General features: G+C 31.8%; 24 protein-coding genes and 1 riboswitch. Of the genes, 23 read left to right on the forward strand and 1 reads right to left on the reverse strand.

The window, feature by feature from the left end; genetic code table 11:
- Positions 1 to 280: 280 nt before the first annotated feature.
- From ACREVU_RS05070 to ACREVU_RS05170, 21 genes are all read left to right on the forward strand, one after another.
- Positions 281 to 772 carry a ferritin family protein gene (locus ACREVU_RS05070; protein ID WP_431550535.1) on the forward strand — a complete coding sequence of 164 codons (492 nt, stop codon included), beginning with the start codon at positions 281 to 283 and terminating at the stop codon, positions 770 to 772.
- Positions 773 to 1,198: 426 nt separating this feature from the next.
- Entirely contained in the window at positions 1,199 to 2,194 is a 996-nt protein-coding gene (locus tag ACREVU_RS05075) for an asparaginase (protein WP_431550536.1), read from the forward strand.
- A gap of 73 nt (positions 2,195 to 2,267) precedes the next feature.
- Positions 2,268 to 2,367: riboswitch (purine riboswitch) on the forward strand.
- Positions 2,368 to 2,455: 88 nt separating this feature from the next.
- Entirely contained in the window at positions 2,456 to 3,820 is a 1,365-nt protein-coding gene (locus ACREVU_RS05080; protein ID WP_431550537.1) for an NCS2 family permease, read from the forward strand.
- A gap of 138 nt (positions 3,821 to 3,958) precedes the next feature.
- Positions 3,959 to 5,113 (forward strand): aminotransferase class I/II-fold pyridoxal phosphate-dependent enzyme, encoded by a 1,155-nt coding sequence (locus ACREVU_RS05085; RefSeq protein WP_431550538.1) that lies wholly within the window; start codon positions 3,959 to 3,961, stop codon positions 5,111 to 5,113.
- Positions 5,114 to 5,321: 208 nt separating this feature from the next.
- Positions 5,322 to 6,200, forward strand: a complete 879-nt coding sequence (locus tag ACREVU_RS05090) for a YicC/YloC family endoribonuclease (RefSeq protein WP_431550539.1) — start codon at positions 5,322 to 5,324, stop codon at positions 6,198 to 6,200.
- Positions 6,201 to 6,214: 14 nt separating this feature from the next.
- The gene (gene remA, locus ACREVU_RS05095) at positions 6,215 to 6,487 is read left to right on the forward strand and encodes an extracellular matrix/biofilm regulator RemA (protein ID WP_216104699.1); all 273 of its coding nucleotides are present in this window, start codon (positions 6,215 to 6,217) and stop codon (positions 6,485 to 6,487) included.
- On the forward strand, positions 6,487 to 7,098 hold the full coding sequence (gene gmk, locus ACREVU_RS05100; protein ID WP_431550540.1) for a guanylate kinase: 612 nt from the start codon (positions 6,487 to 6,489) through the stop codon (positions 7,096 to 7,098). The genes remA and gmk overlap by 1 nt, the downstream gene beginning before the upstream one ends.
- The gene (rpoZ, locus tag ACREVU_RS05105) at positions 7,091 to 7,309 is read left to right on the forward strand and encodes a DNA-directed RNA polymerase subunit omega (protein ID WP_431550541.1); all 219 of its coding nucleotides are present in this window, start codon (positions 7,091 to 7,093) and stop codon (positions 7,307 to 7,309) included. Before gmk ends, rpoZ begins: the two co-directional genes overlap by 8 nt.
- Position 7,310: 1 nt before the next feature.
- Complete coding sequence (gene coaBC / locus ACREVU_RS05110; protein WP_431550542.1) at positions 7,311 to 8,501, forward strand: bifunctional phosphopantothenoylcysteine decarboxylase/phosphopantothenate--cysteine ligase CoaBC; 1,191 nt, start codon at positions 7,311 to 7,313, stop codon at positions 8,499 to 8,501.
- A 48-nt stretch (positions 8,502 to 8,549) separates the two neighbouring features.
- Positions 8,550 to 10,751, forward strand: a complete 2,202-nt coding sequence (priA, locus tag ACREVU_RS05115) for a primosomal protein N' (protein ID WP_431550543.1) — start codon at positions 8,550 to 8,552, stop codon at positions 10,749 to 10,751.
- 16 nt (positions 10,752 to 10,767) lie between these two features.
- The gene (def, locus tag ACREVU_RS05120) at positions 10,768 to 11,220 is read left to right on the forward strand and encodes a peptide deformylase (RefSeq protein ID WP_431550544.1); all 453 of its coding nucleotides are present in this window, start codon (positions 10,768 to 10,770) and stop codon (positions 11,218 to 11,220) included.
- Position 11,221: 1 nt separating this feature from the next.
- On the forward strand, positions 11,222 to 12,151 hold the full coding sequence (fmt, locus tag ACREVU_RS05125) for a methionyl-tRNA formyltransferase (protein WP_431550545.1): 930 nt from the start codon (positions 11,222 to 11,224) through the stop codon (positions 12,149 to 12,151).
- A gap of 15 nt (positions 12,152 to 12,166) precedes the next feature.
- Positions 12,167 to 12,844, forward strand: coding sequence for a zinc metallopeptidase (locus ACREVU_RS05130; protein WP_431550546.1), 678 nt, complete (start codon positions 12,167 to 12,169; stop codon positions 12,842 to 12,844).
- Between the two features lie 28 nt (positions 12,845 to 12,872).
- Positions 12,873 to 14,204, forward strand: a complete 1,332-nt coding sequence (gene rsmB, locus ACREVU_RS05135) for a 16S rRNA (cytosine(967)-C(5))-methyltransferase RsmB (RefSeq protein WP_431550547.1) — start codon at positions 12,873 to 12,875, stop codon at positions 14,202 to 14,204.
- A gap of 9 nt (positions 14,205 to 14,213) precedes the next feature.
- Positions 14,214 to 15,260 (forward strand): dual-specificity RNA methyltransferase RlmN, encoded by a 1,047-nt coding sequence (gene rlmN, locus ACREVU_RS05140; RefSeq protein ID WP_431550548.1) that lies wholly within the window; start codon positions 14,214 to 14,216, stop codon positions 15,258 to 15,260.
- Positions 15,261 to 15,262: 2 nt separating this feature from the next.
- The gene (locus ACREVU_RS05145; RefSeq protein WP_431550549.1) at positions 15,263 to 16,009 is read left to right on the forward strand and encodes a Stp1/IreP family PP2C-type Ser/Thr phosphatase; all 747 of its coding nucleotides are present in this window, start codon (positions 15,263 to 15,265) and stop codon (positions 16,007 to 16,009) included.
- Positions 15,984 to 17,891 carry a Stk1 family PASTA domain-containing Ser/Thr kinase gene (gene pknB / locus ACREVU_RS05150; protein ID WP_431550550.1) on the forward strand — a complete coding sequence of 636 codons (1,908 nt, stop codon included), beginning with the start codon at positions 15,984 to 15,986 and terminating at the stop codon, positions 17,889 to 17,891. Before ACREVU_RS05145 ends, pknB begins: the two co-directional genes overlap by 26 nt.
- 75 nt (positions 17,892 to 17,966) lie before the next feature.
- Positions 17,967 to 18,836 (forward strand): ribosome small subunit-dependent GTPase A, encoded by an 870-nt coding sequence (gene rsgA / locus ACREVU_RS05155; RefSeq protein ID WP_431550551.1) that lies wholly within the window; start codon positions 17,967 to 17,969, stop codon positions 18,834 to 18,836.
- Complete coding sequence (gene rpe / locus ACREVU_RS05160) at positions 18,833 to 19,483, forward strand: ribulose-phosphate 3-epimerase (RefSeq protein WP_431550552.1); 651 nt, start codon at positions 18,833 to 18,835, stop codon at positions 19,481 to 19,483. Before rsgA ends, rpe begins: the two co-directional genes overlap by 4 nt.
- 1 nt (position 19,484) lies before the next feature.
- Positions 19,485 to 20,120, forward strand: a complete 636-nt coding sequence (locus tag ACREVU_RS05165; RefSeq protein ID WP_431550553.1) for a thiamine diphosphokinase — start codon at positions 19,485 to 19,487, stop codon at positions 20,118 to 20,120.
- A 128-nt stretch (positions 20,121 to 20,248) separates the two neighbouring features.
- Positions 20,249 to 20,419: a hypothetical protein gene (locus tag ACREVU_RS05170; RefSeq protein WP_431550554.1), complete on the forward strand. Its 171-nt coding sequence runs from the start codon at positions 20,249 to 20,251 to the stop codon at positions 20,417 to 20,419.
- 173 nt (positions 20,420 to 20,592) lie between these two features.
- On the opposite strand, the gene rpmB is transcribed toward ACREVU_RS05170, so the two are convergent.
- The gene (gene rpmB, locus ACREVU_RS05175; protein ID WP_164955744.1) at positions 20,593 to 20,784 is read right to left on the reverse strand and encodes a 50S ribosomal protein L28; all 192 of its coding nucleotides are present in this window, start codon (positions 20,782 to 20,784) and stop codon (positions 20,593 to 20,595) included.
- A 197-nt stretch (positions 20,785 to 20,981) separates the two neighbouring features.
- On the opposite strand from rpmB, the gene ACREVU_RS05180 reads away from it, so the two are divergent.
- Together ACREVU_RS05180 and ACREVU_RS05185 are read left to right on the forward strand one after the other, a co-directional pair.
- The gene (locus tag ACREVU_RS05180) at positions 20,982 to 21,332 is read left to right on the forward strand and encodes an Asp23/Gls24 family envelope stress response protein (protein ID WP_431550555.1); all 351 of its coding nucleotides are present in this window, start codon (positions 20,982 to 20,984) and stop codon (positions 21,330 to 21,332) included.
- 13 nt (positions 21,333 to 21,345) lie between these two features.
- On the forward strand, positions 21,346 to 22,989 hold the full coding sequence (locus ACREVU_RS05185) for a DAK2 domain-containing protein (protein WP_431550556.1): 1,644 nt from the start codon (positions 21,346 to 21,348) through the stop codon (positions 22,987 to 22,989).
- Positions 22,990 to 23,062 lie beyond the last annotated feature (73 nt).

A 23,062-nucleotide genomic window follows, 5' to 3' on the forward strand; every position in this document is an offset into this window, starting at 1 on the left:
TATGTTAATTTAATAATACTGAATTGAGTGAAATTAAATTGTATACAATCTATCTATGAGTTAAATGTATCATAATAAATATGAATTGTCAAGTGCTTATTTTGAAATTTAATAATATTTAATAATATTTAATAATATTTAGTAATATCTCTTTTATAGAAATTATTAAAGAACTTGTTGTATTAGATTTTAAGATATGATAGAATAACATTAATTATTATTAAAGAATCAATGTAAATTAAAAACTGAAATTTTATAACATATTAAGGAGGAGATAATAGTGAATAATCAAGAACTGATGATACTAAAAGGAGCAATTATCAATGAAATAGAGGGTTATGAATTTTATAACATGGCAGCAAATGGATCAAATTCTTTAGAAGTTAAAAATGCATTTTTAGAACTTGCACAGGAAGAAATGAATCATGTAGTTTGGCTTAAGGATTTGTTTAGTAAGATTAAAGATGATAATATTGCGAATTTTCAATTGGCATTAATTCCTGAACCAACATCACCAGCAATTTTCAAATGGGAGAATGTTGATAGAAAAGATGCTGGAATTGCTGTATCTGCTTTTGGGATAGGGATACAGATGGAAAAAGCATCAATAAAATATTATGAAAAAGCTGCCAAAGAAACAGAACTTAAAGAAGCAAAAGAACTGTATAATATTTTGGTTAAATGGGAAAACATTCATTTGGATAAATTCTCATCTCAATATGAAGAATTAAAAGAAGAATGGTGGTCAGAACAGGGATATGCACCATTTTAAATAAATATTATTTTAATTGGTTTTTAAAATGTAAGTTAATTTATGGATCATAATGAAAAAACCACCGTTATATCGAATATAGCGGTGGTTTTTTTATGGGGGGGATAGAAACAATCAAATAAGTAGTTAGTAATGACGAAAATTATATAATTAAAGTTACTATAATATATACTATGAAAATTTTAAGAAAAGGTTACGGGGTTTTAGAATATTTAAAAAATAAATAATTATTTTTTAGAAATTAATATTTAAGTAAGGGATGTAATTGTTACAAATATATTGTAAAATAGAGTTTGTTTGCCTAAGAAAAATTCATGCATACTAATTTTTTTTAGTCAAGCCATATTTAGGCATAATTATTTTTTTTGTTTAAAACAAACAAAATATATTATTCGAATTAAAATTAAATTTTAGGAGGAATTTCAAATGAAAAAAGTTGCGGTTATATTTAATGGCGGGACAATAGCGATGACAGTTGATCCAAGGATAAAGGCTGCAATTCCAACCTTAAGTGGAGAAGAAATAATGTCTATGGTTACTGGCATTGAAAATTTTGCGCAGGTAGAATCATATACGTTTTCAAGTTTACCTGGACCTCATGTGACACCAGAGCTCATGATGGAACTATCAAAGTACATACAAAGTTTTTTATGCAGAGATGATATAAGCGGAGTTGTAGTGACTCATGGCACAGATTCACTTGAGGAAACGGCATATTTATTGCACCTAACTATAGATAATCCAAAGCCTGTAATTGTTACAGGATCAATGAGAAATAGTTCGGAACTTGGGTACGATGGCCCAGCAAATTTATCAGCTTCAATTTGCACAGCTATTTCCCCGGAGGCACGTAATAGGGGAGTCCTTGTGTGCTTAAATGACGAGCTGAATTGTGCGGGTGAAGTTACCAAATCCCATTCAATGCATCTAAATACTTTTCAGAGCCCAGAATTTGGTCCAATAGGGATTATAGATAATAATGAAGCGATATTTTACAGAGATAGTTTGAAAAAAGAACATATTATTACAGAAAAAATAGAGACTAGAGTAGATTTAATAAAAGCTTGTGCTGGAATGGATTCAAAATTAATTGATTTTTGTGTTGAGCAAGGTGCAAGAGGGCTTGTTATTGAAGCTATGGGAAGAGGGAATATTCCGCCTAAAATGGCTGAAGGAGTAGAAGCAGCTATACAAAAGGGAGTAGCAGTAGTTATGGTATCTAGATGCTTTAAAGGAAGAGTATTAGATTCATATGGGTATCCAGGTGGGGGAAAAGAACTTAGAAATGCTGGTGTTATTTTTGGAGATAGCTTGCCAGGTCAAAAGGCTAGAATTAAACTTATGCTTGCACTGGCAAAGACTACAAATATAGAAGAAGTTAAGGGCATGTTCGAGAATGGACGATATAAAAGCCGAATTTAAAAGAGAAATTAAGCTTTAACATTCGTGATGGCATTGACGCATAGATATATTTTTGTTATCATGTTTGTATAAAAACAAAATATTCACTACATCTCATATAGTTCTGATAATAGGGTTCAGAAGTTTCTACCGAATACCAAAAATATTCGACTATGAGTAATCTGTGAGGCCATTTAATACCCTTGTATTATTGACCACTATGGTTTCTCATGAACCCTAGTGGTTTTATTTTGTATTGTAAATACTATGGAGGTTAATTAAATGGAACGTTTTAAGTTAGAAGAAAATGGAAGCGACGTAAGAAGAGAAATTATCGGAGGAATAACTACATTTTTAACAATGGCATACATTATTGCAGTTAATGGAAATATATTGGGGGATCCTGGTGTAGGAATGGCTGCAGGCGCTGTAGTAACAGTAACTTGTTTAATGGCTGGTCTTACTACAATATTTATGGGGTTATATGCTAATCTTCCTTTTGCATTAGCACCAGGAATGGGACTTAATGCATTTTTTGCTTACACTGTAGTAATAGGAATGAAAGTTCCATGGCAAGTAGCACTAGCGGCTGTTTTTGTAGAAGGAATTATTTTTATTATATTATCTTTAACTAGTGTTCGAGAAGCTGTAGTTAATGCTATACCAACAACTTTAAAATTAGCGGTTACTGCAGGTATTGGACTTTTCATTGCATTTATTGGTTTTGTAGACGCGGGCATTGTAGTTACTAATCCTGCAACCAAGGTAGCCCTTGGTAATTTTACCAGGCCAACAGTATTAATAACTGTAATAGGTGTAATTATAATTGTTGTATTATCTAAGAAAAATATTAAAGGAGCTATATTGTGGGGAATAGCTGCAAGCACCATATTGGCATGGCTATTTGCTGTAATATCACCAGAGGCAGCAACAACTTATGGAATAGGTACACCAAAAGGTATATTCAAATTTGAATCAATAGCACCAATTGCAGGTAAATTAGATTTTTCATATTTAAAAGATTCAAGTAGAATATTTGAATTTATTACAATAACATTAACATTTTTATTTGTTGACTTTTTCGATACTGTAGGAACGTTAGTAGGAGTTGCCTCTAAGGTAGGACTTGTTGATAAAGATGGTAAAGTAAAAAATGCTGGACGTGCATTACTTGTAGATGCCGTTGGTACTACAGTGGGAGCTTTCCTTGGGACTTCAACTGTAACCACTTTTGTAGAAAGTTCGGCTGGATTTGCAGAAGGTGCTAGGACTGGGCTCGCTTCTGTTATAACAGGAATATTATTTTTAATAGCAATGTTTTTTTCACCACTATTCGTTGCAATACCATCTTGTGCAACTGCACCTGCGTTAATAGTTGTAGGATTCTTTATGATGGAAAACATAGTTAAAATAGATTTCAGTGATTTTACAGAGGGAGTGCCTGCCTTTTTAACAATTGCATTAATGCCACTTACTTATAGTATTGGAGATGGGTTAACTATAGGAATTCTTTCGTATGCAGTATTAAATTTAGTGAATAATATATTTACTAAGGATGCTAGTAAGAGGAAAAAGGTTTCAATTGTAATTTATATTTTGGCAGTATTATTTATTGCTAAATTAGTTGTCACCGGGTTAAATCAATAATAAAATTAATTCAGAATTACTTAGGGAAGACAAGTACATTTGTAGTGATATGTATTTGTCTTTTTTTCATATAAAGGTACTGTAACAAATCCATTGCAACCTGAATAACATAATACAAAATTGTATAAGGGTGGTATTATGAAAATAAATAATAGGCTATCTAATATTAATGAGTATCATTTCAAAAAAATTGAAGATGTGAAAAATGAATATGTTCTTGCCGGTAAAAAAATTATTGATTTGAGCATAGGAGATCCAGATTTAGAAGTTAATTTAAAAATAACGGATGCCCTAGTAGATGGATTAAAAGGATATAGGTATAATAATTACCCTCCTTATGATGGTATAAGTGAACTTAAGAAAGCTGTTATTAAATATTATAAGGAAGTTTATTCTGTGAGTTTAAATTTGGAAGAAGTGATAATTCTTATAGGCTCAAAAGAAGGTATAAGTAATGTTATCCCAGCGGTTTGTGATGTGGGAGATTGTGTAATAGTGCCAGAACCTGCTTATCCAGTTTATAGCATTTGTTCAAGACTTTGGGGATGTATTCCTTATACTATCCCTTTAAAGGAAAGTTATGGGTATTTGCCTAATCTATCTAATATTCCAGAAGAAATGGTTGCTAAATGCAAACTTATGTTTATAAATTATCCCAATAATCCAACTGGTGCAGTGGCCAGTTCTGAGTTCTATAAGAATATTGTAAAGTTTTCTTATGATAATAATATTGTTTTATGCAATGATTCGGCATATAATGAGATAATTAAGGTAGACAAAAAAAACATTAGTCTTATGCAATATGATGTGAAAAGGCAATTTGTGGAGTTTGGAACCCTATCTAAAACTTATAACATGACAGGATATAGAATAGGTTATGCTGTAGGGAATGCTAAAGTAATAAATGCGCTTTTAAAGGTGAAAAGTAATTGTGATTCTGGTCAATTTATTCCATTACAAAAGGCTGCAGTTGCTGCACTTAATTTAGGACGTGATTATGTTTTAAATATAAGGAAAATATATGATGAAAGGCGAGATGTTGCTAAAAGGATTCTGATACAAAAAAACATTGATTTTTTTCATGCGGAGGGGACTTTTTATTTGTGGTGTAAAACACCTAAAAATTATACAACTAATGAGTTTTGCGCGGAATTATTAATTAATCATGGAATTGTGGTCACACCGGGGAATATTTTTGGTAGCCTTGGAGATGATTATTTTCGTATAGCATTGACTAAAGATAGGCTTATTATTGAAGAAGCTTTAAAATCTTTAAAAAAATTTGGTGATTAATATTATTATTGGTATAATATAAGTTATATAGGAAATATTTTAGTATAAGTGTGCATTATTTTAAAAATACATTAAAATACATTTTAACAGTGCTTTTTTTAATAAAATCGTAATTAAAGTGAAAACCTGTAATTTTGACTTGAAATTGTGGTGTTGTTTTATGTATAATTATAAGGATTCACAATGAACATTGGAAGGAAGCGTTGTTATGATTAGGAGTATGACTGGTTTTGGAAGAGGAAGATCTGAAAAAGATGGTAAAAGTTTTACTATTGAGATTAAGAGTGTTAATCATAGATATTTCGAAACTAATATAAGAATGCCCAGAGTGTTAATATCTTTTGAGGATAAAATCAGGAAAATTATTGGTGAAAAAGTAAAAAGAGGAAAACTTGATGTATTTGTAACTCAAGGTAATTATGATAAGGAAGACGCATATGCTTATTTAGATGAAAAATTAGCTGAAAGTTATATGAGCTGCTTTAGAGTTTTAAAAGACAAATATGATCTACGAGATGATATATCAGTGTCTCAAATTGCTAGATTACCTGAGGTAGTAACTCTTAAACAGAAGGAAGAAGATGTTTCAGAGACTTTTGAGCAGATTGAACAATCATTAAAAGAAGCCCTTGAAGCTCTTCTTTTTATGAGGGAAAGAGAAGGAGAAAAATTACTAGAGGATGTTATGTGTAAATGTGATTTAATCAAGGGGCTAGTACAAAAGGTTAAAGAAAGATCCCCAATTGTGTTTAGTGAGTATAAGGGGAAATTAACTCAAAGGCTAAACACACTTCATAAGGAAGTTGAATTTGATGAGAATAGAGTTGCCATGGAAGTCGCAATTTTTGTGGATAAAGCTGGAATTGATGAAGAAATTGTAAGACTTAATAGTCATATACAGCAAATGAAGGAAACTCTAATAATAGAAGGACCAGTTGGAAGGAAACTGGATTTCATTATTCAAGAAATGAATAGAGAAACTAATACCATAGCTTCAAAAGCAAATGATTTAGAAATTTTAAATACAGTAATTGATATGAAAAGCGAGATAGAAAAAATTAGGGAACAAATACAAAACATAGAATAAACAGGAGGCGCGCCATGAGTATAAAATTGATAAACATAGGTTTTGGTAACATTGTTTCAGCAAATAGATTGGTAGCAATAGTAAGCCCTGAATCAGCTCCAATTAAAAGAATAATTCAAGAAGCGAGAGATAGAGGTATGTTAATTGATGCTACTTATGGGAGAAGAACCAGAGCTGTTATTATCACTGATAGTGATCATGTTATTTTATCAGCTGTTCAACCTGAAACTGTTGCACACCGGTTATCTGTTAAAGATGATGAACATTTAGACGAGGTTGAGGAATAATGGTGTGTAAAGGTCAGCTCATTGTTATTTCAGGGCCCTCAGGTGCTGGTAAGGGAACTGTATGCAAGTCGCTTCTCCAAAAAAATGGTTTTTGGATTTCGGTGTCTGCAACTACAAGAAGTCCAAGAAATGATGAAATAGAAGGAATAAATTACTATTTTACAACAAAAGAGAAATTTTTAGAAAAAATTGAGTCACAAGATTTTCTTGAATATGCAGAGGTTTATGGAAATTTTTACGGAACACCAAAATCTGAGGTTCTAAAGGTATTAGATAGCGGCAGGGATGTAATACTTGAAATAGATATTCAAGGCGCTCTTATGGTTAAGAAGTCCTATCCCAATGGTTTATTTATTTTTATTCTTCCACCATCTATGGAGGAATTAAGAAATAGAATTACAAATAGGGGCAGTGAAACACCAGAGTCCTTAATTACTAGATTTACATCAGCTCATAATGAGATTACTTTTGTATCGAAATATGATTATGCAGTTGTTAATGATACTGTAGATAGTGCTTGCAAAAAAATTGAAAGCATTGTAATTGCAGAAAGATGTAGAGTAGATAGAATGAATGGAGTTTTTTTAAAGGAGGAAATTATAAATGAATAATTCAATGATTAACCCATCAATAGTAGATTTATTAGAAAAAGTCGATAACAGATATTCCTTAGTTGTAGCAACATCAAAAAGAGCAAGACAACTAATAGAGGGTCAAAGCCCACTGGTACATGTGGATTCTACGAAACCTGTTACTATAGCTATACATGAAATTTATGAAGGAGCTATTGTGGCTATTACAACAAAAGAGGGAATAAAATAGTATGGAAAATACAAAGACAGTAGTTATTGGTGTAACAGGTGGAATAGCTGTTTATAAAGCTTTAGATGTTATTAGTAGATTAAGAAAAGAAGATGTTTGCGTACATGTTATCATGACTAAGGCAGCATTGGAGTTCGTAAATCCCATAAGCTTTCAAACATTAAGTCAAAATATTGTGATTCATGACATGTTTGATGAGCCTAAGGCCTGGGAGTTGCAACATATATCTCTTGCTAAAAAAGCTGATTTAATGGTTATAGTTCCAGCAACTGCTAATATAATTGGTAAGGTTGCAAATGGTATAGCGGATGATATGCTTACTACTACTATTATGGCAACAGTGGCACCGGTAATTTTTGCCCCAGCAATGAATGTGAAAATGTATAATAATCCTATAGTACAGGGTAATATTAATAAACTTATGGATTATGGCTATGAGTTTATTTCGCCTACTTCAGGAAGACTGGCCTGTGGTGACATCGGACAAGGCAAATTAGCACAAACTGAAGATATCTTTGAAATAATTATGAGTAATTTGTATCCTATAAAAGATATGATTGGTACTAGTGTTTTAGTTACAGCGGGACCAACTATAGCGCCTATTGACCCTGTAAGATTTATAACAAATAGATCAACAGGTAAAATGGGCTATGCAATAGCTAAAGAAGCTAGAGATAGGGGGGCTGTTGTAACTTTAATATCTGGTCCATGTAATGAAAAAGCGCCTTTTGGTGTAACTCTCATAAAGATAAATACTAATGAAGAGATGAGGACTGTTGTATTAAGTAAGTTTGAAGATAGTGATATAGTTATAAGTGCAGCAGCTGTAGCAGATTTTAAACCTAAAGTATACTCTAGTAGTAAAATTAAAAAAGGTGAAAATGGATTAACCTTAGAACTTATACGCGATAATGATATTTTAAAAGAATTAGGATTACATAAGAAGAATCAAATATTGGTAGGTTTTGCAGCTGAAAGTAATGATTTACTTCAAAATGCAAAAGCAAAACTTATGAATAAAAATTTAGATTATATAGTTGCTAATGATATAACAGCTGCAGATATTGGTTTTGGAACTGAGGATAATAGAGTGACTATTTTAAGCAAAGATAATGATCCAATTGCAATAGATAAAATGACAAAAAAACAAGTCGCTAGGGAATTGTTTAGTTTAATAAATAAAAAGCGCTAATGCGCTTTTTTATGTTATAGAAAATTACAAAATCAAAAGGGTGATTGTGTGTATCAGTATGCTGGAGTTGTGGTGAATAACGATTCGGTTCAAGTAGATAAAATTTTTACATATAAAATACCTGTTAGTTTAATAGGTAAAGTTCTTTTAGGATTCAGAGTTAAGGTACCATTTGGTAGGGGAAACAAGAAACTGGATGCTTTTGTATTGGAATTGTATAAGCAATGCGATAATGTTAATAATATTAAGGAGATAGCCAGTATTTGTGATGAAATGCCACTTCTTAAAATAACTGATATTGAACTTGTTAAGATTATGAAAAAAAAATATCTTTGCACTTATTTAGAATGCATAAAAGTTATTATTCCAAGAGGGATAACAAAAGGTATAAAGAGCAAAACTGCACAGGTGTTAACTATAGGTAAGGAACTAGAAGGCAAATTTTTAAAGAAACCTTATAAAGACATTTATGAGCAAGTACAAATAAATAATATGAAATACAACAAAAATGAATTTAGTATTACTTTCAGTAAGTCCTTGTCATCAATTAATACTATGATTAAACATGGATTCTTATTCACGCAAGAGATTGTAATTAATAGGTATAATGAAAAAAACTATGCTAGGTATGAAGAGCGAATACTAAATGAAAAGCAACAACAATCAGTGGATTTTATAATTAATTCTGGATATAAAAAATTTTTAATACATGGAGTTACGGGTAGTGGAAAGACTGAAATATATATGAATTTGGTTAGTTATATGTTAAAAGAAAATAAACAATCTATAATACTTATACCGGAAATATCGCTAACACCTCAAATGGTTGAAAGATTTAAAGGCCGTTTTGGACGTGATATAGCAGTTTTTCATAGTAGACTATCGGATGGAGAACGTTTTGATGAATGGATGAGGGTAAAATTTGGAAATGTTAAAATTGCCATAGGGGCCAGATCAGCTATATTTTTGCCTTTTGAAAATTTAGGCCTAATTGTTATAGATGAGGAGCAGGAAGCAAGTTATAAATCAGACAGTAATCCAAAATTTGATGCTAGAGAAATAGCCTACATTAAATGTGAACTGGAGGATTGTAAATTAGTACTTGGTTCGGCTACACCATCTATTGAAAGTTATTATAAAGCTTCAATGAAGGAGCTACAACTGATTACTATTAATGAAAGGGCGGATGGGGCGGCCATGCCCAGTGTAGAAATTGTTGACATGAGGGAAGAACTCATGAATAATAATCGTTCAATTTTTAGTAAATCACTGCATGAAGGCATTATAGAAGCTTTAGGTAAAAACGAGCAAGTAATATTATTTTTAAATAGAAGAGGATTTTCAACTTTCGTGTCTTGTAGGAAATGTGGCTATGTTTTTAAATGTAAAAAATGTGATATCTCATTAACCTATCACAATTCAAGTGAATACTTAACTTGCCATTACTGTGGGGAGAAGGAAAAAATAAGTAAAACATGCCCTAGATGTGGAAGTAGTTATGTGAAATATTTTGGTGTTGGGACAGAAAAAATTGAACAAGAAATCAACAGAATTTTTCCAAGTGCAAAAACTTTGAGAATGGATTTTGACACAACACGGAGAAAAAATTCTTATGAATACATATATAATACCTTTAAAAACAAACAAGCAGATATTTTGATTGGAACTCAAATGGTGGCTAAAGGATTAGATTTTGAAAATGTTACTCTAGTAGGTGTTATAGCTGCAGATTTATCATTGAATTTGCCTGATTTCAGAGCTTTTGAGAGGACATTTCAACTGTTAACTCAGGTCTCAGGAAGATCCGGTAGAGGTAAAAAAGAAGGCAAAGTAGTCATCCAAACTTATAGTGCGGATAATCTTACCATACAAAATGCTGCAGCTAATGATTATGATAGCTTTTATAAAAATGAAATTATGCTTAGAGAACTTATGGACTATCCACCTTTTACCAGTATTCTTGTTATATCTATGAGTTCTGAGGATGAAAATTTGTTAATAAAAAGTATACAAAATGTTGGCATAAATTTAAAATATAAACTTGGAGATAATGATAAAATTAAAGTACTAGGACCATGTCCCTCTGGAATTTCTAAAATTAAAAATTTTTATAGATGGCAAATTATCATTAAAGGAAATCTTAAAGGAACTATTGCGCAGGAGATAAAGGATTTAGTTTATGAATCGGTTAAAAATATTTATAATAGTGTAAGGGTTAGTATAGATATTAATCCTAGTAGTATGAGTTAAAAAGGAGGTTTTTTCAATGGCTATAAGAATCATTAGAACTTATGGAGATGACATTTTAAGAAAAAAAAGCAAAGTAGTAGATGAAATTAACCCAAGAATTTTATTGTTAATTAAAGATATGAAAGAAACTATGTATAATTCAAAGGGGATAGGTCTTGCTGGCCCTCAGGTTGGTATTTTAAAAAGAATAATAGTTATTGATATTGGAAATGGACCTATGGCACTTATTAATCCAGAGATAATAGAAACTAATGGCGCAAATATATCTAATGAAGGGTGTCTAAGCATACCAGGGGTACAAAAGAATGTAGAAAGGCCTAATAAAGTAACATTGAGGGCTTTGGATGAAAATGGAGAAACCATAGTTTTGAATGGAGAGGGTCTTCTTGCAAGAGCATTCTGCCATGAAATTGATCATTTAGATGGCATATTGTTTGTAGACAAAGCAATAGATGATGAGGAGAAATAATATGAATATAATTTTTATGGGTACACCAGAATTTTCGGTGCCATCCCTTGCTAGACTTATAAATGAATTTGAAGTTTCAGCTGTTTTTACTCAGCCTGATAGACCAAAAGGAAGAGGCAAAAATTTAGCAATGCCTGCTGTAAAACAATTAGCAATTTCATATAATATTCCAGTATATCAGCCAATAAAAATTAAGAAAAACGAAGAAATCATAGAAATAATTAAGAATTTAAAACCAGATTTTATTGTAGTAGTGGCTTTTGGGCAGATTCTTCCAAAGGAAGTATTAGAGATTCCTAAATATGGGTGCATAAATTTACATGCATCATTATTACCCCAATATAGAGGGGCCGCTCCTATTAATTGGTGCATAATTAATGGAGAGACTAAAAGTGGAAATACCACCATGCTTATGGATGTTGGTCTTGACACTGGAGACATACTTCTAAGGTCACAAGTAGAACTAACCAATACCATTACCGCGGGTGAATTGCATGATATTCTTAGCATCAGTGGTGGTGAACTTTTAGTTAAGACATTAAAGGGCATAGTTAATAATGAGATAGTGCCAGTAAAGCAAGGAAATGAGGCTAACTCATATGCGTCTATGCTAAATAAGGAAATGGCTAACATAAATTGGTCGGATAGCAATGTTAATATTCATAATTTTATAAGAGGATTAAACCCGACGCAAGTTGCATATACTCATTATGAAAATAGAGTGATGAAAATATATAAATCAAGAGTAATCCATGAAACATCAAATAAAAGCATTGGAAGTATTATAGAGGTTTCAAAAGAGGGATTAAGGGTATCAACTGGTAGTGGTGTTTTACTTATTGAAGAAATACAATTTCCAGGTAAAAAGCCATTAAAAGTTAAGGACTATATAATAGGAAATAAGATAGATGAAAGTGTTATTTTAAATTAAGAGAGGCGAATGAATATGTTTTTTTATGATAGTACTATGCTTATATTATTGCCAGCTATAATTATATCGGCACTCGCACAACTTAAAATTAAATCTTCTTTTAGTAAATATTCTAAGGTAAATAGTGCAAATGGTTACACTGGTGCAAAGGTAGCTAGAATGTTATTAGATGATGGTGGCCTTTTTGATATACCGGTGGAGTTAGTGCGTGGGAAACTTACTGATCATTACGATCCTTCAAAACGAGTTATGAGGCTCTCTCAGGAGGTTTATAATGGAACTTCAGTAGCATCTATAGGTGTTGCTGCTCATGAGACAGGGCATGCGCTTCAAGATAAAGAACATTATGCACCTTTAAAAATAAGGAACGCAATCGTGCCGGCAGTTAATTTTAGTTCAAATGCATCCTGGGTATTATTTTTAATAGGAATAATTTTAAGTATTCAGTCTTTAATATATGTTGGTATTATATTATTTTCAACAGTGGTAGTATTTCAGCTAATTACACTACCAGTTGAATTTAATGCATCTAGTAGAGCATTAAATATATTAGAATCTAGAAATATACTTTACGGAAATGAAATAAAAGGCGCTAAAGCAGTATTAAATGCTGCAGCTATGACGTACGTAGCGGGAACACTTATGGCCATTTCTCAGCTTATAAGACTTCTTCTATTAAGTCGCGATAGATAAAAATTAAATAGAAAATTGAGGTAATAACATGAATAATAGTAGACTAGTAGCAATTGTAGTTATAGAAAAAGTAATAAATGAAAATGCTTATTCTAATATAGTTTTAGGCCTGGAACTTAATAAATCCGATTTATCTGATAAAGATAAAGCGCTAGTTACAGAGATAGTTTATGGTACTTTAAAATATAAATATACTATAGACAAAATATTGAGCAGGTTTGTAAAAAAAGGTTTCGAAACTTTAGATAGTTTTGTTTTAAATATACTCCGAATATCGGTTTATCAAATTAGGTTTTTAGATAAAATTCCTAGCTTTGCTGTTGTTAGTGAGGCTGTAAACTTAACAAAAAAGATTAGTAATGTTGGAGCGGCACAACTTGTTAATGGAGTACTTAGAAACTATTTAAGAGAAGACAATGCACCCTACTATAATGAAAAAAATGATATTGAAAGATTATGTTTTGAGTATTCATTCTCTAAGTCTTTAGTTAAACTCTTTATAAAGCAATATGGACTTGTTACTGCTGAGGAAATTCTAAGGGGCTTAAATTATAGACCTGATGTTACGGTTAGAGTAAATACACTGAAATTAACTTATGAGGAGATATGGCAAAAACTTATAGAAAATGGTTATAATATAGAAAAAGGGTATGTATGTTCTGACGCAATAAGAATTATAAAAGGTAGAAATATAGAGAATAACCTTTTATTTAATGAGGGAAGTATAACAGTTCAGGATGAAAGTGCCATGCTTACAGCTCACTCTATGGATCTTTTGCCGGATTTAGAAGTATTAGATCTTTGTAGTGCACCAGGGGGAAAGACAACACACATTGCAGAAATTATGAGAAATACTGGACATATTTCAGCATTTGATTTACATGAAAATAAGTTATCATTAATAAACCAAAATTTAAATAGAATAGGAATTATAAATACAACTTGTAATGTTATGGATGCTACGATTTATGATTCGAATTTATTTAAGTCCGCAGATAGGGTACTTATTGATGTACCTTGCTCTGGTCTTGGAATTATTAGAAAAAAACCTGAGATAAAGTGGAGTAAGCATATAAAGGATATAGAAAATATAGTTATCACACAAAGAAAAATAATGGAGAATGCTTCTAAATACGTAAAGAGTGGTGGAGTGCTTGTATACTCAACCTGCACACTTAATAAGGAAGAAAATGAAGGCAATGTTGATTGGTTTATAGAAAATCATCCGGAGTTCAAGGTTCAGCCTGTATTTTATGGTAAGCGGAGTAATATAAACTATAGTGATGTAGGTTATGTAACTATATTGCCAAATGAGTACATGGATGGATTTTTTATAGCCAAAATCATAAAAGCGCGGTAGGTGTATAAAATGATAAATATTTTAGATTTAAATTTAGTAGAGCTAAAACAATGGATGAAAAATAATGGGGAAAGTGAGTTTAGAGCTAAACAAGTATCAGACTGGATTTATAAGGATATTTGGAAGTTTGAGAATATGAATAATATTCCACAAACTGTAAAAGAAAAGCTTCAAGATAATTTTTATATAGGAATACCTGAGTTAATTTCCGAGCACACTTCAAAACTAAATGATACAAGAAAATATCTGTTTGCGTTAAATGATGGTAATTTAATTGAATGTGTTGTTATGAAATATAAACATGGAAATTCAATATGTATATCCACTCAAGTTGGATGTAGGATGGGTTGTAAATTTTGTGCTTCTACCATCGGAGGAATGATTAGAAACCTAACACCTGGAGAAATGTTGTCTCAAATAATGAAATCACAACACCTAATTGGAGAGAGAATTTCTAATGTGGTACTAATGGGCAGTGGGGAACCTTTTGACAACTTTGAAAATGTAATGAAATTTTTAGAAGTTGTGAATTCAGAAAATGGGCTTAATATTGGTCAAAGACATATAACTTTATCTACTTGCGGAATTGTACCGAAAATCAAAGAGTTTGCTGATTTTCAGTTGCAAACAACACTAGCTATTTCACTTCATGCAGCTACAGATGAAATTAGAATGGTGAGTATGCCAATTGCAAACAAGTACTCTATTGCAGAAATTATTGATGCATGTAAGTACTACATAAGTAAAACCAATAGAAGAGTATCGTTTGAATATGCCCTGGTGGAGGGTCTTAATGATAGCAAGAGAGATGCAGAAAAGCTAAGTGTGTTATTAAATGATATGTTATGCCATGTTAATTTAATTCCAATTAATGAGATAGAAGAAAATGAGCTAAAAAGATCATCAAATGATAGTGTTAATGAGTTTAAGAGGGTACTAGAAAGTAATAATATTCAGACAACAATAAGACGTGAAATGGGCCTTGATATTAATGCGGCATGCGGACAATTAAGACGAAGCTACATTAAAGGAAATAACGTAAATGAGGGGGTGTAACAATGCTTGGGGTTTTATCTGATGTTGGAAATGTTAGAAAAACAAATGAAGACTCTGTAGGTTATTTTGAAGCCAGTGATTTTGATATTTATGCTGTAGCAGATGGTATGGGGGGACATAATGCAGGTGAGGTTGCAAGTGAACTCGCTATTAAAATTATTATAGAATATATAAAGCAGAATCATAAGGAAACAGATCTTAAAAAAGTACTTTCTGATGGAATTAAATCTGCAAACAAGAAAATTTATGATATGTCTATTGTAAGTGATTCCCTTAAAGGCATGGGCACAACTATAACAATTTGTTTTAAAAAGGGAGAAAAAATGGTTGTTGCAAATGTAGGAGATAGTAGTTGCTATGTTATTGATAACGAAAGAAAATTATCGAAAATTACAAGAGACCACTCTTTAGTACAACAGCTTTTAGATAATGGTACTATAACAGAAGAAAAAGCTAGAAATCATCCGAATAAAAATATTATTACAAGGGCACTTGGGACAAATGAGGAAGTGGAAGTTGATTTATTTGATGTTGATTTGACTAATATAATCAAATGTATTTTGTGTACAGATGGGCTTACTAATGATGTGACTTATTCAGAAATGTATGATATTATTATGGAAAATGACAATATCTCTAGCTGCAAAATGTTAGTTGATTTAAGCAAATCTAAGGGTGGACGCGATAACATATCAGTTATCGTATTTGAAGGAGAGTGCAGAGATGATAGGAACCATATTAGGGAGTAGATATGAACTCCTTGAAAAAATCGGGGAGGGGGGAATGGCAATAGTATATAAAGCTAAATGCCATTTGCTCAATCGGTACGTTGCTGTAAAAATACTAAAAGAAGAATTTTCAAATAATATAGATTTCATGGAAAAATTTAAAAAAGAAGCTGCATCTGCAGCTAGTCTTTCGTCAAATAATATAGTTAATATATATGATGTTGGACACGAAAAAGATATTAATTATATTGTAATGGAATATATAAAAGGTAAAACATTAAAGCAAGTTATACTTGATAATGGTAGCATGGATAATAATAAGGTAATAGATTATGGTATTCAAATTGCAAAAGCACTTGAGTGTGCCCATAAGAATAACATTATACATAGAGACATCAAACCTCATAATATTTTAGTTACTGAAGATGGAACTGTTAAAGTTACAGATTTTGGTATCGCGAAAGCTTCCAGTTCTGTAACTATAACTAATACTAGCACAGTGATGGGGTCAGCTCATTATTTTTCACCAGAACAAGCTAAAGCAAGTTTCGTAGACTTTAGAACGGATATTTATTCTTTTGGAATAGTACTTTATGAGATGTCTACTGGGAGAGTGCCTTATGATGCAGAAAGTCCAGTATCTGTAGCCTTAAAACATATACAAGAGCCAGTTGTGCCTCCTAAGGATATAAATGACAATATTCCTGAAAACCTAAATAAATTGATATTAAAAGCAATAGAGAAAGAACCTATAAAGAGATATCAAACTGCAAAAGATATGCGTATAGACTTGCAGAGAATACAAAACAATAGTGGGTATACTATTGCAGCAAGAGCTATGGATAATGAATATACTAGAGTAATGGAGGCTGTAAATGTAGATGATTATGAAAAAGAAGAAGTAACTGGAAAAAGTAGAAAGAAAAATGTAAATAAAAAAAATAAAACTAAGATAATAGTTTCGGTTGCAATAATTTTACTAATTGTTCTAGCTACTGTTTTAGGGCTGGTATATAAAAACAAACTGTTTGGTAATAGTAGCAAAGGCGATGCTTCCGGCAAGATAGTAGTGCCTAAAATTATCGGTTTAGATAAGAGTGATGCAAAAAAAATAGTTGAAGCTGAGGGCTTAACTTTTACAGAGGTTGCACAAGAAAATAGCACCCAAACGAAAGGCACTGTGACGGTATGTTTTCCTGAGGTGGGAACAGAAGTGAAAGCTAAGAGCGAAGTAAGAGTTAGAGTGAGCAAAGGGCCGGAGACTTTTGCAGTTCCTCTTGTTAAAGGCTCTGATAGAAATTCAGCGAAAACCCTTATTGTAGGAAGTGGCTTGGTACTAGGCGATGTTAAAGAGGAATTCAGTGATTCAATACCTAGTGGCATAGTAATAAGTCAAGATCCAAATGAAGAAAGTTTAGTTCAAAAGGGTGACAAAGTAAATTTAGTAATAAGTAAGGGAGCGGAAGTTAAAAATACATTAGTGCCAGATTTATCTGTATCATCAAAAGACGAAGCACAAGGCTTACTACAAAATTCAAATTTAAAAATAGGTGATACAAAAGAAGTAATAACTGATGATAAATCCCAAGGTGGCAAAATATTCAATCAAACAATTGCTCCCAACACTACTGTTAAAGAAGGTAGTTCAGTAGGGTTTAGTTATTATACCTATAAAGAATCTGTAAAAGGACAATTTACGGTTCCAGACTTTATAGGAAAAACAGTTAAAGAGGCAAAAGATAAAGCTGCAAAAGATAATATAACAATATCAACTTCTGGAAGTGACGAAGATATCATTGAATCTCAAGATAAGCAGGCAGGGACGGAGGCCAATGTTGGAGATACTATAACTTTAACATCCAAGGCTGTAGTAACACCTGACACACCAACATCTAATCAATAAAAACAAATGATAATAAGTTAATTATATGAGATGTGTCTAAAAGACATAAATTCAAATGTAAATTATGGAGGTTATATGCTAGGAGTAATTATAAAGGGTATAGGCGGATTATATTTTGTGAAAGTTGATGACAAGGTTATAGAATGCAAGGCAAGAGGTAAGTTCAGATATGCTGGACTTACCCCTGTTATTGGTGATAAAGTCGAAATAATGTTAGAAGTAGATGAAAGCAAAGGTGTAATAGAAAAAATATTTTCCCGCGATAATGAGATGATACGTCCTGCAGTTGCTAATGTTACTCAAGCTTTTGTGGTTTTTGCATTTAAACAACCTGATTTAAACATGGATCTCCTAAATAAATTTTTAGTGCTTTGTGAATTTTATAGGCTGAAAATAGTGCTTTGTTTGAATAAGTTGGATTTAGTCCAGGAAGTTAATGATGACCTTGTAAAAGAATTAAAGAGCATTGGTTGCGATTTAGTATTTTTAAAAGCAAAGGAAGGTCAAGGTCTAGATGAACTTAAGACAAGAATAAAAAATAACATTACTGTTTTTTGCGGTCCTTCTGGAGTGGGAAAATCAACAATTCTCAATAGTTTACTTGGAAGAGAAGCTATGAAAACCGGAGATATAAGTAAGAAATCTCAAAAGGGTAAGCATACAACTCGTCATAGTGAGCTTATTGAATATGAAGAGGGATTTTTGCTAGATACACCTGGATTTTCAGCATTGTGTTTAGATTTTATAGATAAAGAAGGGTTACAACATTGTTTTCCTGAATTTGAAAAGTACCAGGGTCAATGTAGGTTTTCTAATTGTATGCATTATAAGGAACCCAACTGTAGAGTTAAAGAAGCTGTAGAAAATAATGAGATTTATCAGGATAGGTATAAATTTTATATAAAAACATTAGAAGAAATTATTGCTAGGGGGAATAGAAAATGATAAAAATAGCACCATCCATATTGTCAGCAGATTTTTCAAGACTAGGACAGCATATAAAGCAGCTAGAAGCATGTGGTGCTGATATGATCCATATTGATGTAATGGATGGTATGTTCGTACCTAACATTTCTTTTGGTATTCCTATCATCAAAAGTATTAGAAAACTAACAAAATTACCATTTGATGTACATCTTATGATAGAAGAGCCCTCTAGATATGTAGAAGATTTTGCAAGGGCAGGTGCCGATATAATAACTGTTCATTACGAAACTGATAGACATATTGATAGAACTATTAATTACATAAAAAGTTTTGGTGTTAAAGCTGGAGTTGCATTAAATCCAGCTACTTCTGTAGATTGCATTAAATATTTAATAAGTAATCTTGATATGGTACTTATTATGTCTGTAAACCCTGGATTTGGGGGGCAAAAATATATTGACTATTGCTCGGATAAAATAAGTGAAGTTAGAGCCCTTGCAGATAGTCATAATAAAGACATTATGATTCAAGTAGATGGCGGAATTGATGAAACTAATATCAGAAGTGTAGTTAATAGTGGTGCTAATGTTATTGTAGCAGGGTCCGCTGTATTTAAAAATGATGAAATAGATAAAAACATAAAAGCATTAAGAGCTGGAATTTAGTATGAAGGTCATAATAATATCAGGTGGTAATCCGCCTTCCAAGGAATTGCTCACAAATGAAATTACAGAAGATACATTTTTAATTGCAGCAGATAGTGGTGCTAACTGCTTATATGATTATAATATAGAGCCTGATTTACTCTTAGGAGATTTTGACTCTATTGATATAGTGGTATTGGATTATTTTAAAAAGTGTAATTGTACCATAGATATTTATCCTACAGAAAAAGATTTTACGGATACTGAAATTGCAGTTAAAAAAGCTCTTTGCATGAAACCAAATGAAATAATATTCCTAGGGTGTACTGGAAGTAGGGTTGATCATCTGCTTGGGAATATTGGAATGCTTAAGATTTGCTTAGAAAATGGTGTCAATGCCTTTATAAAAGATGAAAACAATAGTATTAGGTTGACTAATGCCTCAATATCATTAAAGGGCACTGTGGGCCAAATATTCTCAGTACAATCATATGGCAATGAAATAATTGGGCTAACAATTGAGGGCGCTAAATATCCTTTAAACAATTATAATTTGAAAATTGGTGAGAGCATAACTATTTCTAATGAATTTGCTGGGCCCCAGGTAAAACTTAAATTTAAATCAGGGATGCTCCTATTAATATTGCCTTTGGATTAATATATAACAATTATTTAAATACAAACTATTTTTATTGATAAACTCAATAAAAATAGTTTGTATTTTTTTGGAACATTACTGAAAGTCATTCATATAATAATATTGGAATACTTTTGGGGGGGTAACTTATGAGAAGACATTTTAGGCATTTAGGAAACCAGCTTGGAGTAATTGTTACCTGTGTAGGCATTGGAATTTTATCAGTGGTAATACTTCCATTTTGGTGGTGGCTAATTGCTGCGGGAGGAGCAATTGTTTATTGCGGTTTTTATATAATGAATCACAACAATCATTGTTAGTGATATGAATATAGATATATGCTCTATAGCTTACGACTAGGAGGGGAGAAAAATGAAAATTGTGGCTATCAAATTACCGAGATTTATATCACGAATAATTAAATTTTTTCTTAGAAAATAACATAGAAAATAAAGAAATGCAGCTATGCAAGCTGCATTTCTTTATTCAATAATTATATAGCACGTTGTACTTTACCTGAACGAAGACATCTAGTACATACGTGTATAGATTTAGGTGTTCCGCTAACTATAGCTTTAACCTTTTGGATATTTGGAGCCCATTTTCTTTTTGACTGACGGTGTGAGTGACTATATTGAACACCAGAAATAACACCTTTATCACATATTTCGCATTTTCTTGACAATGAAAACACCTCCTTAAGACTACGAAGAACAAAATCTTCTCAATTGAAACACGCATTATTGTAACATAGAAACTACTACTTTTGCAAGTGCATTGCAAAAACATTCCTGTCTAAATTAATTATATAATAAATTTTCTTGAATAAATCAGTGTTATAATATAAAATAATCTATATAGCGTTTATAAGGAGGAATTACAATGAAAGGTAACATTACGAATAAGAATGGTATTATATATTATTCAGAAGAATCGTTAGCTAACATAGTTGGCATTTCTACAATGGAGTGTTATGGAGTTGTGGGCATGGCACTTAAAGATGCTAAAGATGGATTTTGGCAATTAATTAAAAGTGATGGTTTAAATAAAGGAGTTAAAATTCATTCTAAAGAAAACCAGCTATTTATTGAATTGTATATAATTGTGGAATATGGCACAAAAATTTCTGTAATTGCAAATAATATAATTCAAAAAATAAGATATAATGTTGAAAATTATACAGGACTAAAAGTGGAAGCAATAACAGTAAACGTACAAGGTGTAAGGGTTTAAGGGGGTTTAGACAGTGGAATACTTAAAAATTAACGGACAGCATTTCCGAAACATGGTAATAAATGCATCTAATAGATTAGAAGAAAAAAAAGAATACGTAAACTCGCTAAATGTATTTCCGGTTCCAGATGGAGATACAGGCACTAATATGTCGATGACATTTAAAGCGGCGGTGCAAGAAATTGAAAACGTGTCAACCAAGTCTATTAGTGAGATAGCGCAAAAGATAGCTAGAGGCGCGCTGATGGGTGCTAGAGGTAATTCAGGTGTTATATTATCACAGATATTTAGAGGCATTGGGAAAGGCCTAGAGGGCCACGATGAAGTTGATTCTAAAGAATTTGCTAAAAGTATTTTAGAAGGTGCCACTTTTGCATATAAGGCTGTTATGAGGCCAACTGAGGGAACAATTTTAACCATTATTAAGGCTGCAGGTGAAAGTGCAGTTAAAAGTAGTGCAACAAATTTAGTTACTCTTATGGAGGAAGTCTGTAATCAAAGTGAAATTATGTTAGATAAAACTCCAGATATGCTTCCAGCATTAAAAGAAGCAAAGGTAGTTGATGCAGGTGGCATGGGGCTTCTAATATTGTTTAAAGGGATGTATGAAGCTCTAAGTAATAATATGGAAGCTACAATTAGCAAAGCAGATAAGCAAAGTAATAAATCCGAAACAATATCACCGGATGCATTAAATAAGCCGGTAGACATAAAGTTTGGATATTGTACTGAATTATTAGTTGTTGTTAAAAGTGTAGATACTAATGAGTTAAAGAACTATTTAGAAAAAATTGGGGATTCCATGGTTGTGGTTTCACAAGATGAATTTCTTAAGATTCATATACACACAAATGATCCAGGTCTGGTGCTTTCAAAAGCAGTAACACTAGGAGAACTTTCTAAAGTTAAAATTGAAAACATGAGAGAACAACATAGAAGTTTACTTGGTATTGATGATGAAATAGCTCAAGAAATTACAAAAGAAGATATTATTGAAAATAAAAAATATGGATTTGTTTCTGTTGCTCTTGGAGAGGGTATTAAAAATATTTTTAAGGATTTAGGTGTGGACGTTGTAATAGAGGGCGGCCAAACTATGAATCCGAGTACACAGGATATATTGGATAGTGTTAATAAAATTAATGCAGATAATATATTTGTACTTCCTAATAATAAAAATATACTTATGGCAGCACTTCAAGCGGTGGAACTGACAGAAAAAAATGTAATAGTTATACCTTCTAAAACTATACCTCAAGGAATAACAGCTGTAACAATGTTTAATGTAGAAGCTAGTGTAGAAGAAAATGAGACTACGTTAAAAGAAGCAATTAAAAACGTTGCGACTGCTTCTGTAACATATGCAGTTAAAGATACTGAAACTGATGGCATTGTAATAAAACAAGGAAATATTTTAGGCTTAGTTGAGAACAAAATTAAAGAAGTTGGAACAGATATTTATAAAGTTTGCTCTGATATTATAGAGAGTATGATTACAGAAGGTAGTGAACTTGTTACAATTTTCTATGGTGAAGATTGTGTAACAAGCGAAGTAGAAGAGTTTATCTCTGGGTTAGAGAAAAAGTATCCAGATATAGACATTCAACATTATAATGGGAAACAACCATTATATTATTTCATTGCTTCAGTTGAATAAAAGCCCTAGGGCTTTTTTTCTTATGGTTACCTATTTAATGGTGTTTTAAGCCTCAAAATGAAATAAATTTTTT

The organism is Clostridium sp., assembly GCF_050717535.1.
GTDB lineage: Bacteria > Bacillota > Clostridia > Clostridiales > Clostridiaceae > Clostridium_AD.